Genomic DNA, 15989 nt, shown 5'->3' on the forward strand with positions numbered 1-15989 from the left:
GGCTTTACTCGGAATAATTTATGTCCATACCTGACAGGAGAAACTGAACAACCTGTTGGTTTCTGGTCTCACTGATTTTAACTGGAAGTGGTTGAGAGGTGTGGAACTCCAGTTCGACAGACTGCCAGCCGGGTTGAGGCTGATCCGGATCTGGCTTAAGTTTCAGTGTGATAAACTTTGCTGCCAGCGGTCCCGGCTCGTCTGTAGATAATTCGATTGTGAACGATTCAACCAGGAAGGAACCCTGATCGACGTTCATTAACCACGCAGACAGGTTTTGCATGGCAGACAGGTAGATTGCCCTGGTCGAGAGATTCATATTCTGTTGAGAAACATCTGCATCCAGTGATTTCTGCTGTTCGCTGCGTGGATAGAGAGTAATTCCATTTCCCAGTTTAACCGAATCAATTCGGCGAGAGACTGAAACCCAGCGATTCACCAGTTGTTCAATTTCCTGCAGATCTGTTTCGTTCCGGTTTTCAGAACTGGTTTGGGATAAAGAAATGCGTTGAATGGGATTTCTCTTTAAAGGTTCTGGTGGGATAACCACCTGTGGAAAGATCGCCTTGGCGACCGTTTGTGAAATAAAATTCGGTTTTGGGTGTCCTGCGATGATGGCGGATTTACGTACTTCTTTTAACGCAGTTAACTCGACTGCAGCAAACCCGGATTGTGACTTTGTCTTACCGGGTAGAAACGTTAAAGATTCAGGCAGCATGGATTGAGTATTGATCTGCAGTTCAAAGGGGCGACACAGATGACGGGTTAAGAGATCTTTGGGAACTCCCCTCAGGATAATAACGAAGTCCGTTTTTCTGATCACATGCCATTCGTATTCTGACTGTAAGGTCTGTATTGAGATGGGTTGTTGAAATTCGGAAATCAGCGTCAGCTCATGCCCGCTGAAATAGGCCTGATTCTGTTTCTTGAATTTTTCGACGGTAGACTGGGGACCGACGGGCGACAGAAAGCTGGAGGCGGCCGACCATTGTGTCAAAATCTGACGCGGATCATTCTGGTTAGTACTCCCCGCAGTGATTTTTGTTTTGACCTGTGTTGCAGGCGGATTTTCAGCCGAAAGCGAAGTAGCAACCAGTAAAGCCAGCAGGATCGAATTAAAATTCAGGAAAGGATGACGACGCATCACTAAACTCACTCTGAAACAGGGAGAAAAAACAGGCCTCGCGCAGAATCGGAATTCGCTATCGAGACGCCTGAAAGAGGGGGCTGGAAATGTAGCAGAAAGCGTGAATTCAGAAAACGGCAATCTACAGGCTGGATAGCGGGAGCTGTGCCAGCCGCAGTAAGCTTAATCGGATAAGTGGTTTAGGATGAAATCAGCTCGCCAGGGGGGGCTACTGTAGTGGGTTCCCCTGTTTCTCAAGTCTCTGAACCAATGCTTTGAACGGGGGAAGTGCCTGCAATTCACTGAGATCAGGATCTTTTTGCATCCACTCGACATCTTGAAATCCATATTGGGCGGCATGGCTCAGATGCTGGATTGCTGTATCCTGATAACCCTTGATGGTTTTCTGAACGTCAGGTGTTTTTTTCTGATCCTTCAGATTGATCAACGCCCGCCCGTAGACGCAGGCAACGTTGTAGTGAAACAGGCCATCCTTATCGAAGTTTTTCAACTGTTCCTTGACGAACGAAATCGCTTTCTTTTCTTCGTGATTATAGACCATGCAGATCGCCAGACCGGTAATCGCCTGTGAGCTTTTATTATCCAGATCAAAAGCCCGCTGAAAATCTTTCTGGGCGGCCTGCCAGTCCATCCGCTGTAAATTCATATGACCGCGTCCGTTGAAGACTACTTTTAAGAGATCGTTTTTCTGGATCATTGGATCCTCAATAATCTGATCGTAGACCTGCAACGCTTTCTCCCATTGCTCTGCTTCGGTATAAATCTGAGCTTTGGTGAGATAGGGTTCCAATACTCCAGGGCTGAATTTAATCGCGGCGTCACAGGCGGCGATTGCATTATCCAGTTGCGAGAGCTGCTGGTATGTATTTGCCTTTGTCAAATAGGCGTATCTCATGTACCGGTCATTTTGCTTCAGGCTGGTTTCTTTCAGAATATCATCACAAACAGCCAAGACCTGGTCGTATCGTTTGAGTTTGCGGAGCAGGGTAATCTTGCTGGAATAGGACTTGATCTGTCCGGGATTGACATCGATGGCCTGGTCATAAGTTTTGAGGGCATCGTCGGGACGTTTGAGTGTGAGTTGGAGATCGGCTTTGAAATCGTAAAGATTCATATAACGCGGGTTGGCATGAATGGCGCCATCGTAGGCTTCCAGCGCTTTTTCATTTTGATTGTGTTTGGAATAATGCGATGCCAGCATGACGTAAGAAAAATGGTCCAGCGGCGCGATTTCAATCGCTTTGTGAAACTGCTGCAGTGCTTCTTCAGATTTTGACAGGTTGCTAAAGATCATCCCTTTGGTGACATATAATCGTGCATGCATGCTGTCGATTTTCAGTCCCTGATCTGCTGTCTTGAGAGCCTCTTCATATTTCTGCATCGCATTTTGAACATTGACGATACCCAGATAGGCCGGCACGAGCAGGGAGTCAATGTTAAGAGCGGTCTGATATTCATCCAGGGCTTCCTCGTATTGTTTTCTGCCCAGCTCCGCATTTCCATTTTTCACGTACTGGTAGCCAGGTGAACGCGTATAAATATTATTCAGGGCCGATGCAGCAGCTCTTTTTTTATCATCGAGATCTCCTTCATGTCGGGCGTCCATAATAATTCGCCGCGCCTCAGGCGTACCGATTGAAACCAGTGATGAAAAGATGTTACGCCAGGTAGAAGACTGGGTGGTCTTGCGTAATGATTTCTGTAAAAATTTGACGGCTTGGATGGAACCGGATTTGCGTAAACTGTCGATAGCCCCATTAACAATCTTCAGATCGCTGTCGTTTAAAGCCTGTTCCACCAGTTCGAAATAGTGTGGCGAATCGACTTTCTGCAGTGAGGAGAGTATCAGCAGTTTTTCGTTAGCATTTGCCTGGGGATAAACTTTAAGGAAGCCGGATTCCACTGTCTGGTCACCAATCGAGGCCAGCGTTTTAATGACGGCGACCCGCAGTCCGGAATCGAGTTTTGGATTATCCAGGTGGCGAAACAGCAGTGGGATGGCACGCTGATCTTTCAGTCGATCAAGAAATGTAAGCATCGCCGGGGTTGGTGCAGTCTGTTCCATTTGCGACAGAACATAATTCAAGGCCAATGCTTCACTCTCATTGTCTTTCTGCTGAATCAGTTGCTGAAAGGCTACTTCGCGGATTTCCGGATTGGAAGACTGTAGCGCCTTGGTCAATATTTCAAAGAGTTGCGGATGACCATTGAGTACCAGCGCCTGGATTGCTGCTTTACGGAGTTCCAGCTGATCACTGGAGATGAATTCATATATGGCGTCTCCCCACTGAGGACGTGGACTCTGAGCGATAATGCCAATCATGATTTTCTGAGCGTCCGGGGGACTTTCTTTTAACAGTTTCAACAGAACCTTCTGTCCTTGGGAAAACCGGGATTCTGCCAGGCTGGCAACAGCGACTTCCGATTGGGGGCCGACTGTCTTAGCGACTTGAGTTAACCGTTCATAAACACGGGGGTCTCCAAGGTAACGTAAGGCAAAGATTGCGGCCTGTTGTACGAGCGGGTCTGGATCTGATGTGAGTTCCAGGATCAGCGGGAGTTCTGCATTGGTCAACTGGCGACCCCCGCTGATGAGCGCTGCAATTTTCACCGCCGGTGATCCTGTTCGAATCTGTTCTGCAATTTTTTCACGCGTCAGAACGCTCATTGCACTGTCGAGTGCGGCGTGAATCGCCGCTGACTCTGTTTCATGTGTGACCTGCCCCTTGTTGATTCCGAGGAAAGGTACTCTGGTGTCCTTGAAGACTTCGCCGGACAGATGTAACTCAGTGATCATGCTGGGAAACACAGGGAAGGGTGAATTCACCATCGCATTCACCCCCACCTGACTGGCTGCGCGAGGGAGCCATTTTTCGACGGAGTTGTCGATAAGAGTTTTCGGGTCCGGGAAATGAATGACAAACCGTTTGACGTTCTGGGTAGTCAGTAAATCAATCTCCTGAATCAGGCTTCCGATATTGATGGAATTCAACTCGCCGCTCACAGTCAATACTGCCAGACACTGGCTGGGCCCCAGTAATTCGACGGCATATTTCAATTTACCGAATTCGAAGCGGTTCACATTCAGTTTCAGCGTCTGATCTTTGACTGTGACTTGAAATTCGATTTCAGGAATACGGGGCGCTCCAGGTAAGTCTGTCAGTAAAATCCACAGACTGTCCTGTTCGCCGGGGGCTACGGTAACCTCATCTTGAAAATTTAATTTACTGAGTCGCTGACGGCGTTTTCCCAACTGGACAGTATGGATGGAGAGATTGGGAGGTAAGGTACGAATGGGAACTTCCTGGCCGTCTACCACCGCTTTAATCTGGCTGCGAGCCAGTGTAAGGGGCTGCGGGCTCTGGTTAACCAGAATCATTCGTGTCAGGAAAAAATGTAAGCCATTGGGCGCTTTGTTGTAGGTAACGTCCCTCACCATATCGTCGACAAGGATAAAAGCAGCGCTCTGATCTGTCAGAGGAGGTTGATGAGCGGGCAGCTTTTTAGCAACCTTCAGGCGGGATTCAATTTCAGTGATTAACTGCAGGCTTTGGGCATTCGTCAGCGGACCTTCCGGTGAGGCCTGTTGAATGGTTTTTTGGGGCAGTCTTTCTTGCTGTGAGTAGACCTGTAGGGGAAGCAGGGTCAAGAGTGTCAGACACAGCAGCAGACAGAGTCGATTTGTCATCCTGTTTCTCCCGACGTTCCAATCAGACAATAACTTTTCCGGCCCGGATTTCAATCCAGGTTTTGATCTCCGATTCCGGGGGCAGCACCCGGAGTCCGGTTTCCACATCCGCGTTAAGCAGATTGATGGCATTCGTCACACACGTGTATGGCTCCAGGCAAACGCAATCCCGATCCGGAGGCGTAAAAACAACCAGCTCGGTGAAGATCGCATCATAGTCCTGAGTGACGACCAGCCCTGCCTGTTCATCCATAATCAGGCATTCGTACTGTTCAATATCTTCAGGCATGCCAGTGAGGATATCATCTGCCTGCAACTGATCCAGCCAGGCACCTTCTCGCAGGTCGTGTGATTTTCCAATCGATTTTTTAACGCCGACAGGCAGGCAGTTTTCGAGAACCCATTCCTCGCTCGCCGGCGACTCTACCAGGCAGTTTTTGATATTCCCGGTTTTCGACAGGGGAACTTTGAAATAAGGATGTGTGCCCAACCCCCAGGGAACCGAATTTGAGCCGGGATTGCCCACCCGGATATCTGCTCGTAGAGCCGTCCCTTTGACTTCATATCGGACTTCTATAAAGATATCGCCAGGCCAGTATTTCAGCCGGTGTTTTCCGTCAATACTCAATTGAAACTGGGCTGTCACAGCAGACTCTTCCTGCGAAATGACACGCCAGGGAAGATCCAGGCAGAATCCATGAATGGCATTGCCGGTTTTGTCATGGTAGGTTTTGTCGGCAGGGAGTTCATAAGAAACTCCCTCCCACTGAAAGTGCGCGTTAGCGATGCGGTTCGGGAAGGGGAACAGAATAGGAATTCCACCGCTGCTCGGGCGTTGGTTTCCTGATGCGAAGTCAGGGTGTGCGTCGATCACATCAATCGGCTGACCATTCACCATTGCCTGGAATTCAAAACAGTTGAATCCCAGCTCTGGTAAAATGTTGGCGAAGGAACCAGTATCCGGGTCTTTGATCTGAATAGGCGTCATGCGAGAGGTTACTTTTCTTATCGTGGATTCAGTGGATATATAGATCGTTTCAGGTCAGTCTGTCAGTGCTGGCATCAGTTCCACTCGGGGTGTGCTGTTTCTTGAGGCAGAAATCGTCGTTCTGCCATTGCACGTTCCAGCAGTGTGTCCCAGATATCATAGGGGTCGATTTCAAAGATGTCTTCCGTCATCGCAGGGGTATAGAGCCAGTCCATCCGATTTATTTCGGATTCCAGCTGCAAAGGTGCCCAGCCGGCACAACCGAAAAAGATCCGAAAATCCAGATGGGGATCACCTTCGGAGATGCGCCAGATCACCTGTTCGAAAATCTCCGGGCTGCTGCCCATGAATAAGTCCGGGACGATTGCTTCTGTCGTTTGCTCAAGATCCCCGGCGTTATGCAGGGCAAACATGCCATTCGGTTCTACCGGACCGCCCATAAATACCATGTCCTCGAGTTTGGGCATGTCAAAATAGCGCGATAATGCATTGGTGATCGAAAAGGAGGAAGGACGATTGACAATCAGGCCGGTGGCTCCCTGTTCGTTATGTTCCACGATCAGCACAACAGATCGATAAAAGTTGAGATCGTTCAGCTTACGGGACGCGACTAAGAACTGCCCCTTTAAAGATTTCAGCATAAAGCGGATCACTCTCCTTCAGTGTGAAGTTCAACAAATAAAATGGGATGACTGCACGATAATATATTATATCTGTACAAAAGCAGAAAAAACAGACTTAGATTTTCAGAACAGAGTTGCCTTTTTAGAGATACTTATGAGAGGGATTTTAGCAATCAACGGCATTCTGAGGCACCTCTCGCCTTGGATTCAGAAAATTTCTATTTTCAGTATTTAATATTGAACGGATGTGGGGTATCCTGATAGTCATTGTTTGCTGGCTGATTCAAGAATTCAACAAGCGCCCCGATTCTCATTTTATAACATGGGCTAGGTACAATGAAGACGACAAAAACGCAATTTGCTGTTTTGTACGCGATGCTTTGTTCATTGATGTTCTCACAACCGTTGCCTGCTGAAGAAAGTTACGAACGCTTCACCGTGCGTAACTGGACCTATCGCGATGGGACTGAAGCAACCGGAAAACTGATTACTGTCACCGGTCCCACTGCAACGCTCAAACTGGATGGAGAGGGGACAGTGCGTGTCCCCCTTGAAAAATTGAGTGTGAAAGATCTGAATTGGATCTACGAATATCACAAACGGAAAAAGCTGTTAAGTTTTCTCCCTCCCGAGTATCGTAAACCACAAAAAGAAGTCGTGACGAAGTCCGAATCAGAGACTTCCCCGCCTGCAAAATCGGTACCCACTCAACCTGCTGCAGATTCGTCTCCTGCCCAACCTGCGACAGAATCGATGTCTGCTGAGACTGCCAGATCATCGGTTGAAAAAGAATCGTTTAAACCATTTACCGTCCGTGAATTCACATTGAAAGATGGTACGCGACATACAGCCAAACTACTTTCAGTGGGTCCCTTGGGGAAAGCCACATTACTTAAGGATGCAGGTGGTTCTGTCCAGGTTTCCCTGGATGATCTGAGTGAAAAAGATGTCGCATGGATCATTGGATATCATCAGCACAATAATCTGATGTCACTTCTGCCGGAAGGTCTGAAGGCCAAAGCAGCTGAACTGGGAGCAAAAATCGGTTCGACAGACTCTCCCGCGAAAATGGCAGCCGCCGCGGAGAGGGGGAATACGACGCAAGGGGACGATGATCCTGATGTGGAAAAAGCGGATACGGAAATCGATCCCAAACTGGTTGCTGCCTTGAATGACTATCGTGTCTGGACCGACAAGCAGGAAAAGAAATCTGAGGCGAAGTTTATTCGTATCAATGGTCGCGAGGCAGTATTTTTGGGCAAACCGAGTGGTTTAATCAATGTGCATATCGGAACGTTAATCCCTGAAGATCTACAACTGTTGCGGGATGCTTTGAAAATGCATGGTCGGTTTGATGAAATTCCGCTGGCCTATCGTGAGGATCCCGATCCCAAGTTGTCACCCACCAGGCTGAAACTCTTCATGCGACTGAATTATCAACGCAAATGGACTGATCTGTCTGGCAACTCAATTGCTGCCTCTTATGTCAAAATGGAAGAGGGTAATGTCACTCTGTTGATTACAAAATCAGGCGTGGTTCAAGATTTTCCTTATGAAAACTTCAGTCCTGAGGATCAGGTCTATGTGCAAGAACGCTTGAAAAAAGAAATCCCAGGAAACTTTTTTCCAGAAACTACCGAGGTGATACTTACCCCGGAGGAACGGGAAAAAGAGTTTCATGTATTTACCGATTTAAATAAGCGAAAGCTGAAAGGAAAGTTTGTGCGACTGGCTTATGGTGATTCAGTTGCTGTCCTGAATACCGGTAAGAAAGAAGAACTGTTCATCGCAGAATTCTTCAGTGATTCTGATCTGAGCCTGATCAAACCGCGTAAGCAGAAACAGGCCGATCAACTGGCTATGAATGAAGGGGGCAATTCAGGGTTACCAGGAGGGGTTCCTGGCCGAATGGGATTGCCCGGAGGAATACCAGGCCGGATGGGCATGCCGGGGGGGATGAACCCGGGGATGGGGGGCAGAAATATGACTGCTGAGCCTCAGAGTCCAGCCCTGCAGGAAGCTCAGCAGAAAGCACGAGAAATGCAGCAGATGAACCAGATGTCAGCAAATTCTGGTCTCAATGCACGGAATTCACGAGATGATTCGTTCCCTGATTTTAATTCCAATCCTGCTCCTGCAGCTCCTGCCTTCCAATTGCCGAAGTATGAACATCAATGCCCGATCTGCAATGAATCCCACACTTCGAGTTCCATCATGTTTACAAGCTGTCCGCACTGTGGCGTAAAAGCAGGCGACAAAGTTTACCAATGCATGGATTGCGACCGCAAATTTACAGCGGAGGGCCAGGGTGCAAGAGCCCCCTGTCCTCACTGCAATTCAGGGATTTCGAGTATCAATGGTTTTCGCCTGGGAAAAGGTATCCGCGGAATCGTGACTCTGGTGCTGGTCGTCTGTGGCTTTATTGCCGGCGGACTTAAGCTGAGAGGCTGAAAAAAAGCGAGCCTCACCAGAACAGAGAGGCTCGCGTTTTTGTTTCACGCTGTTGAAATTCGGTGAAGACTCAGGGGCGTTCATTCAAAACAGGCAGTTGTTTTGAGGTCTGCATCTGTTGTGCTTCTTCAGGGGCCACATAATCACTGTGGCAGGTTGCTTTATCCTGATCGCCCACCATTTCCTTTTTGACTTTCGATGCCAGCTTGTGAATTTCGTCCGGGCTGAGAACGCCACGCTTCTCCAGAATTTCCTGCTGCTCAGCAGTTAAAGGCAGTGACTTTTTCGCTTTGTCCCAGGCATAGTCTTCCGATTTACCTGACATGAATTCCTGGATTTCCTTCGAGATACGAACGCTGCACCAGTCGTGGCCGCACATCGCACAGAAGTCGGTATCTACATCCAGGTCTTCATCGTGCAATGCACGGGCGGTATCGGGATCGAAACTCAGTTCGAAATGTTTTTCCCAGTTGAGGGCGGCACGGGCTTCGGTGAGATCATCGTCCCGATCACGGGTTCCGGGAATTCCCAGCGCCACATCTGCTGCATGGGCGGCAATCTTGTAGGCAATGCAGCCTTGTTTGACGTCGTCTTTTTTGGGCAGGCCCAGATGCTCTTTGGGGGTCACATAGCAGAGCATGCTGGCACCATGATAGCCTGCTGCAGTTGCACCAATACAGCTGGTGATATGGTCATAACCCGGGAAGATATCAGTGACCAGGGGGCCCAATACGTAGAAGGGGGCGCCATGGCAGAGAGTCCGCTGGAGTTTCATATTGAACTCGATCTGGTCGAACGAGATATGTCCGGGTCCTTCGATCATGACCTGCACACCTTTTTTCCAGGCACGTTCGGTCAATTCACCCAGCACACACAGTTCCGCCAACTGGGCACGGTCTGAGCCATCTGCCAGTCCGCCAGGCCGTAAGCCATCGCCGATGGAAAAGCTGACGTCATATTCCCGCATGATTTCGCAGATTTCATCCCAGAGTTCGTACATCGGGTTCTGCTGTTTGTTGTGGAGCATCCATTTTGCCAGCAGCGAACCGCCGCGGCTGACAATTCCAATCAGGCGCTGTGCGACGAGTGAGAGGTGTTCCTGAAGTACGCCAGCGTGAATCGTGAAATAGTCAACACCCTGTTTGGCCTGATGTTCGAGCATCTGCAGAATACTGGCATGGTCCAGGTCTTCCAGTCGACGGGCAATAATCATGGAATAAATGGGAACCGTTCCAATGGGAACGGAGCTGTTCTGGATGATCGCCTGTCGACAGCCATCGATATCGCCACCGGTGGAGAGATCCATTACGGTGTCGGCACCCCATTGTTGTGCCCATTTGAGTTTTTCGATTTCTTCGTCGGTCCCGGAAGAAACGGGTGAGGCACCCATGTTGGCGTTAACTTTAGTCTTGGAAGCGCGACCGATGGCCATCGGATCCAGTTGGTACCCGAGGTGCACTTTGTTGGCAGGGATAATCATACGCCCGGAGGCGACTTCATCTCGGATCTGTTCTGCGAGCAGATGTGGTTCCCGTTCAGCGACCCGTTCCATTTCAGGAGTGATCGTACCACAACGGGCAAATTCCAGCTGGGTGACCGGCAGGAAGTCAGCCGGGGGGGTCCAGGCATCGGCTGTTTCATAGTTTTCTTCGAAACCTGGTTTCAATTCCCAGCCTGCAGGCATGAAATCCCAGGCGGTTTTTTCTGAAGGAGCAGGCATGCCCGGCGTATCGGGAGACGAGAACGTCAGTGCTCCTTTCGCTCCCGGAGCGATCTGAGGCGGATTTGCAAAACTCCCCGGATTGGTCTGATTCGGACGTGTCGAGGGGTTTCCACCGATGGGTGGCAGTGAGTACAGCAAGTCGTTCGCAGAAGAGGAGTTTGTCATGTGTAAAAGCATCCTTGTAAAGTTTGATGCGGTGAATCAAGTCGATTTGTCGCCGGTTTAAGTTTTTATAGAATCCGGACTCAGAATCATCTCAGCGGCAGCGATATGGTTCTGGATGTGAATTCTTGCCTATATAGTAGTGACCTGACTGCTTTTTTCAAACTCAGTAGATGCTTACTCTCTGTGGTTTCCCATTGAATGTCTCTTTAGTTATGATCTGCTCATCCTCAAAAAAGCAGATGTGGGCTGCCTCTTTATTACAAAAAGAGGGATTTGAAATCATTCGGAAGCGATCAGGCTAAGGGAAACCATGCAGTACGATGTTTATGGCGTTGGGAACGCATTAGTTGATATTCAGGCACGCGTCTCAGACGCCACGCTCCAGAAACTCGGTTTTGCCAAGGGAATCATGACCCTGGTGGATGAAGAAATCCAGCAAAAAGTTCTTGGAGAACTGGATGGTGCCCCCATTTCCCAGTGTGCCGGCGGTTCCGCTGCGAATACGATTCTGGGCATCGCTGATTTCGGGGGCAAAGCAGCCTACGCCGGTAAAGTAGGCAGTGACATGCTGGGGGAATTTGATCTTGCCGACATGCGCAAGCTGGGAGTGACGATTGAGGTACCACCTGCTGCCGAGGGGCAGACCGGGACGTGTGTTGTTCTCATTACGGATGACGCACAACGGACGATGCTCACGAATCTGGGGGTATCAGCCACATTGAGTGTGGATGACATCAATGAAGAACACATCAAGCAGTCGAAATATGTGTATGTCGAAGGGTACCTGTTTACCGGAGAAACTCAGAAACGCGCAGCCTACCGCGCTATCGAACTGGCAAAAAAACATGGTGTCAAAGTGGCATTTACGGTATCCGATCCTTTCCTGATCAATCTGTTCCGGGATGAATTCCAGGAATTGATCGAAGGTCCTGTGGATCTGCTGTTCTGTAATCTGGAAGAAGCCCGCAGCCTGACTGGTAAACAGGATGCCGTCGATTGTGCGCACGTGATACACAACCATGTCCCCAATCTGGCGTTGACGCTGGGCGGCGATGGTTCGATTCTGATGCATGAAGGACGTGTCATCCCCATTGAAGGCGTCGAAGTTGCAGCCGTCGATACGACGGGTGCCGGTGACATGTACGCCGCCGGGATTTTGTATGGAATCACAAACGGTTTGACCTGGCATCAGGCGGGGCATCTGGCTTCGCATGCCGCTGCCCGGATTGTCTCGCAACTGGGGGCCCGCTTAAAAAATCCATTCACTCAGGATGAAATTCAGGAACTGTTGAATTGAAATGAAGCACAGCAATTACCCCCTCTTCGTACGACGCGACCTGGACGGTTTTTTCGCTTTAATGATTGATAATCTGGTCCAGCTTCTACTCATAGTCGCGCTCTGTGGCTTGTGTGGTATCTCTGCTGATTCAGAACTGCTGCTGCAATATATTCTGCCTGGCGCTGCGTTGAGTATTCTGTTCGGGAATATTTTTTATGCATGGCAGGCACATCAACTGGCGAAGCGGGAAAATCGCAGTGATGTTTGCGCACTGCCTTACGGCATCAACACGCCTTCATTGCTGGTATATATCTTCTTCGTAATGGTGCCCGTCTACCAGCGAACTAATAGTGCGGAAGCTGCCTGGCAGATGGGACTGCTGGCCTGCTTCGGCAGTGGCGTGATCGAATTCGCCGGCGCCTTCATAGCAGATCGTGTGCGTCGGGTCACACCTCGTGCCGCGTTGCTGTCGACACTGGCCGGGATCGCCATTGGTTTTATCTCAATGACATTTGTCCTGAAGATTTATCAGCGACCGATGATTGCGATGCTGCCGGCAGCGGTTGTGCTGCTGACGCTGTTTTCGCATAAGAAATTACCGGTCCCGATTCCCGGTGGTTTACTGGCGATTATCGTCGGAACCATCTGTGCCTGGGTTTTACCGGAAGTGATTCCTCAAATGCTGCAGGGATCGCCGATGAGTGCAGAGTCAATCAAAACTGCCTGGGAACAATCGGGCTGGTATCGTCCCCACTTTGCCGGGGGAGCTTTATGGGAGCTGTTGAAAGAACCCAGCGAATGGGCCGGGTATATGTCGGTAATCTTTCCGATGGGACTGTTCAATGTCATCGGCAGCATGCAGAACATCGAATCGGCTGAAGCCGCCGGTGACAGCTACCCTGCCAGGCCGGCGATGATGGCCAATGGCGTGGGAACGATCATGGCTTCGTTGCTGGGTAGCTGCTTTCCTACAACGATTTATATCGGACATCCGGGCTGGAAAGAAATGGGGGCACGGGCCGGGTATTCCACGCTGAATGGGATCTTTTTCCTGCTGATCTGCCTGACGGGGACGACGGGAGTCATCAGTAAAATTATTCCCCTTGAAGCCGGTGTGGCCATTGTACTCTGGATTGGTATGGTGATTACAGCCCAGGCGTTTCAGGCTTCTCCGAGTCGGCATGCACCGGCTGTGGCGCTGGGGTTATTCCCGGCAATTGCTGCCTGGGGCGCAACAATCATGCAGGGTACACTTCTTGTCGGTGGGGGCAAAACTCTACAGGATATTTTATCGACGAATTTATTTACCGAAGTGAATGGTTTTCTGGTCCATGGTCTGGTCGTAATGGAACGAGGCTTTATTTTTACCTGCATGATTCTGGCTGCGATCTGCGCCTGCCTGATCGATGGTAAGTATCGCTCGGCTGCGATCTGGTCCGGGTTTGCCGCTCTATTTGCTTTTCTGGGACTGACGAATGCCTATGAGGTCATTGGTAATGACATTCATTTTCGTCTGGCATTTACGGCCGACAATATGGATGGGTTCACATTTCACGCGACGGGGATTGGAATCGGCTATCTCTTGTTCGCCGTGACATTTCTGATACTGGGTGGCTGCAAAGACGAACCCGCACCTGTCGAAGCTGGAGAGCCGAATCCCAAACCGGATCTGGGTCACTGAGTTCACCCGTTACTGTTTTGTCGGCGCTTCATAAATCCGCACATTACGAAACTGGCTCTCGGCACGGGCGATTACATCTTCATCGGCAATGAAGTGCAGGTAACGATATTTCCCAGTCAGGTAACGGCCCACACGAATCCGAAACCGTTTCCAGCCGGTTCCCGTATAGGTGTTAAATTGCTGCCCGATATGCGACCAGGCTTCATACCCGTAAATCTGGAAGACATGATTACCTTTGCCGTACTCCTTATCGTGATCGAAGCCAAAGCCATGAATCTGACCTTGATGCAAAGAGCGGAAATCAAATTCGATCACCGTGTTGGGGGTGATTTCTGTGTTGACATCCAGCGTCTTCCAGGCATTCCCCCACAGGCGAATTCCTTTGCCTTGTTCAATGAGCTGGTAATCAGTGGGTAGCTCGTATTGCCCGTCCTGAAAACTATAAGGCTCAATTTTGTGTGCCGCAAAATTGATGGCCGGGATATCACCCGGAGGATCTGCAACGGAAAACTGATCACGTGTAGGGAAGGTACTCTGGTCTGCCAGTTGCCGTGTCACTTCCTGGCCGGTGCTGTCAAACACAATCGCCTGCCCTGCGGTCACAACCAGTTCATCGGTAGTTTCCGGCGTCTGGTCCTGATCGATCTCGGCGTCTGGTTTTTCCTGTGAATGGGTAATTGAGACGCTGCCTGAAAAGACGTGAAGTTCTGTCTGTTCATCGGCATTAACCGACAGCCCAAAGTTGGCAGATTGAGAAAGCAGCGTCAGAGTTGCTGTAGTCAGAGTGAATTCATGATCGCGCGCACTGCCGACGACCGCCAGGCGACCGGATTTCAGATATGCGCGGTTATCAGAATTGATTCCGAGTTCTGCGGGGCCTTCCAGGGCGATGGTGGTTCCACTTAAAAAGTCAATCAGTGCGCGTCCTGACTGTAGTTTCAACCAGCCGGGAACCAGCGGCTTGCTCACATCCTGAGTCCACTCGGTACGTTCCCAGACGGGTTGATGTTCTTCAATGATCATGGCTGCGGGCACGCCATCACTGGAGTCAAGCCGTGAGACGGCGCGAGCCGGTGTGCCGTCCATCAGCAGCAGAACCGTCAGAAACAGACAGGCAACGACGGTCGTCGCCAGCGCATAGCGCATCACGGTTAACTGCTTGCGCGCTGATGCAATACCGGGATCAATACGGGGGGTGGTTGTTTCACTCTTGGGAGTCAGGCAGAACAATTCGGGAAGAGGATCAGTCTGGCCCTGTTCCCACTGCAGGAGGGAATCGGAATTCATCATTTCCAGATAGAGTTCGCGGGCCGCTTCATCGGTTTCCAGTCGTTTAAGGAAATTCTGATTTTCCTCATCCGTCAATACGCCATCCAGAAAGGCGGAGATAATTTCCTGAGTATTGTTCTGTGTTTTTTCAGGATTTGGTTTCTGGTTCATGACTCACAATTCTCCCTGCTCACTGGCAAGTGTTTTCTGAACGCACTCTTGTAATAACTGTCGTATTCGATAGAGGGTCTGAGACACAGCGCCAACAGATCGTCCCTGTGCCTCTGCGATCGCCTGCACCGAGCCACCCGAGGCATACCGCAATTGAATCAAATTTCGACTCTGTTCTGGCAGTTTGGAAACGCAACGTGCAAGTACCCGCTGCAGATCCTGAGCGCCCGCCAGTTTCTCTTCATTCTGTTTCGCCAGCATTTCAACCAGCTCTACGTTAAATACCATCGAATCGCGTTTATGGTCGCGATAATAGGCCAGTACCTGAAAGTAAGCGACTTTGCAGGCCCAGGCTACAAAATTGCTGCCCGTTTCAAATTCTTCTGAACGGCGCCAGAGTACGAGATTCGTTTCCTGCAGCACATCCTGAACGGCTTGGGAATCAGGCAGCAGTGAGCGAATATAAGCGTAAAGCTTGCTCTGGTGAGCAGTTAAAAGTTGGACAAATTGTTCAAGCTCTTCGGGTTTCAAGACGGCGCTGATCCTTACGGTCCCACTGCCAACCAATCAGCAGTGTTATGATTCTTTGCTTTAATATACCAGAAATTTTGAAATCTCACAGAATGAGGAGATTCCTGACAAAAAAACTTAAATCGATGAATCCCGATATGAATTAGCGTGAGATCAGACTGTAGTGCGGTATATTTTAATAGATCACGATTTACGCTGCTATGACCTTCTCGCGTACAGTATTGTTTGTCGGGTCAGGAATTCTTGAATTTTGCAATAACTCGCCTGCTGTGA

At 49.8% G+C, this 15989-nt stretch carries 10 protein-coding genes; 3 read left to right on the forward strand and 7 right to left on the reverse strand.

The window, feature by feature from the left end; all coding sequences use genetic code 11:
• Nucleotides 1-4 precede the first annotated feature (4 nt).
• The 4 genes from ACN0YH_RS25275 to ACN0YH_RS25290 form a co-directional block, all read right to left on the reverse strand.
• On the reverse strand, nucleotides 5-1144 hold the full coding sequence (locus ACN0YH_RS25275) for a hypothetical protein (RefSeq protein WP_417382382.1): 1140 nt from the start codon (nucleotides 1142-1144) through the stop codon (nucleotides 5-7).
• Nucleotides 1145-1355: 211 nt separating this feature from the next.
• Nucleotides 1356-4835, reverse strand: coding sequence for a HEAT repeat domain-containing protein (locus ACN0YH_RS25280; RefSeq protein WP_417382383.1), 3480 nt, complete (start codon nucleotides 4833-4835; stop codon nucleotides 1356-1358).
• 22 nt (nucleotides 4836-4857) lie between these two features.
• Nucleotides 4858-5823, reverse strand: a complete 966-nt coding sequence (locus tag ACN0YH_RS25285) for an aldose 1-epimerase (protein WP_417382384.1) — start codon at nucleotides 5821-5823, stop codon at nucleotides 4858-4860.
• Between the two features lie 74 nt (nucleotides 5824-5897).
• Nucleotides 5898-6464: a YqgE/AlgH family protein gene (locus tag ACN0YH_RS25290; RefSeq protein WP_417382385.1), complete on the reverse strand. Its 567-nt coding sequence runs from the start codon at nucleotides 6462-6464 to the stop codon at nucleotides 5898-5900.
• Between the two features lie 318 nt (nucleotides 6465-6782).
• On the opposite strand from ACN0YH_RS25290, the gene ACN0YH_RS25295 reads away from it, so the two are divergent.
• The gene (locus tag ACN0YH_RS25295; protein ID WP_417382386.1) at nucleotides 6783-8897 is read left to right on the forward strand and encodes a hypothetical protein; all 2115 of its coding nucleotides are present in this window, start codon (nucleotides 6783-6785) and stop codon (nucleotides 8895-8897) included.
• 70 nt (nucleotides 8898-8967) lie between these two features.
• On the opposite strand, the gene thiC is transcribed toward ACN0YH_RS25295, so the two are convergent.
• Nucleotides 8968-10617 carry a phosphomethylpyrimidine synthase ThiC gene (gene thiC / locus ACN0YH_RS25300; protein ID WP_417382434.1) on the reverse strand — a complete coding sequence of 550 codons (1650 nt, stop codon included), beginning with the start codon at nucleotides 10615-10617 and terminating at the stop codon, nucleotides 8968-8970.
• Between the two features lie 478 nt (nucleotides 10618-11095).
• Here thiC and ACN0YH_RS25305 point away from each other — a divergent pair, with 478 nt between their 5' ends.
• Nucleotides 11096-12082, forward strand: coding sequence for an adenosine kinase (locus tag ACN0YH_RS25305; protein ID WP_417382387.1), 987 nt, complete (start codon nucleotides 11096-11098; stop codon nucleotides 12080-12082).
• Nucleotide 12083: 1 nt separating this feature from the next.
• On the forward strand, nucleotides 12084-13745 hold the full coding sequence (locus ACN0YH_RS25310; protein WP_417382388.1) for an NCS2 family permease: 1662 nt from the start codon (nucleotides 12084-12086) through the stop codon (nucleotides 13743-13745).
• A 9-nt stretch (nucleotides 13746-13754) separates the two neighbouring features.
• On the opposite strand, the gene ACN0YH_RS25315 is transcribed toward ACN0YH_RS25310, so the two are convergent.
• A complete protein-coding gene (locus ACN0YH_RS25315) occupies nucleotides 13755-15185 on the reverse strand; it encodes an anti-sigma factor family protein (protein ID WP_417382389.1) in 1431 nt (476 codons plus the stop codon).
• Nucleotides 15186-15188: 3 nt separating this feature from the next.
• Nucleotides 15189-15716, reverse strand: coding sequence for a sigma-70 family RNA polymerase sigma factor (locus tag ACN0YH_RS25320; protein ID WP_417382390.1), 528 nt, complete (start codon nucleotides 15714-15716; stop codon nucleotides 15189-15191).
• Nucleotides 15717-15989 lie beyond the last annotated feature (273 nt).

The organism is Gimesia sp. (genome assembly GCF_048262075.1).
Classification (GTDB): Bacteria; Planctomycetota; Planctomycetia; order Planctomycetales; family Planctomycetaceae; genus Gimesia.

Bases quoted from the DNA above. Each gene is read 5' to 3' on its own strand.
- ACN0YH_RS25275 (WP_417382382.1), bottom strand. From the start codon at position 1,144: ATGCGTCGTCATCCTTTCCTGAATTTTAATTCGATCCTGCTGGCTTTA.
- ACN0YH_RS25280 (WP_417382383.1), bottom strand. From the start codon at position 4,835: ATGACAAATCGACTCTGTCTGCTGCTGTGTCTGACACTCTTGACCCTG.
- ACN0YH_RS25285 (WP_417382384.1), bottom strand. From the start codon at position 5,823: ATGACGCCTATTCAGATCAAAGACCCGGATACTGGTTCCTTCGCCAAC.
- ACN0YH_RS25290 (WP_417382385.1), bottom strand. From the start codon at position 6,464: ATGCTGAAATCTTTAAAGGGGCAGTTCTTAGTCGCGTCCCGTAAGCTG.
- ACN0YH_RS25295 (WP_417382386.1), top strand. From the start codon at position 6,783: ATGAAGACGACAAAAACGCAATTTGCTGTTTTGTACGCGATGCTTTGT.
- thiC (WP_417382434.1), bottom strand. From the start codon at position 10,617: ATGCCTGCTCCTTCAGAAAAAACCGCCTGGGATTTCATGCCTGCAGGC.
- ACN0YH_RS25305 (WP_417382387.1), top strand. From the start codon at position 11,096: ATGCAGTACGATGTTTATGGCGTTGGGAACGCATTAGTTGATATTCAG.
- ACN0YH_RS25310 (WP_417382388.1), top strand. From the start codon at position 12,084: ATGAAGCACAGCAATTACCCCCTCTTCGTACGACGCGACCTGGACGGT.
- ACN0YH_RS25315 (WP_417382389.1), bottom strand. From the start codon at position 15,185: ATGAACCAGAAACCAAATCCTGAAAAAACACAGAACAATACTCAGGAA.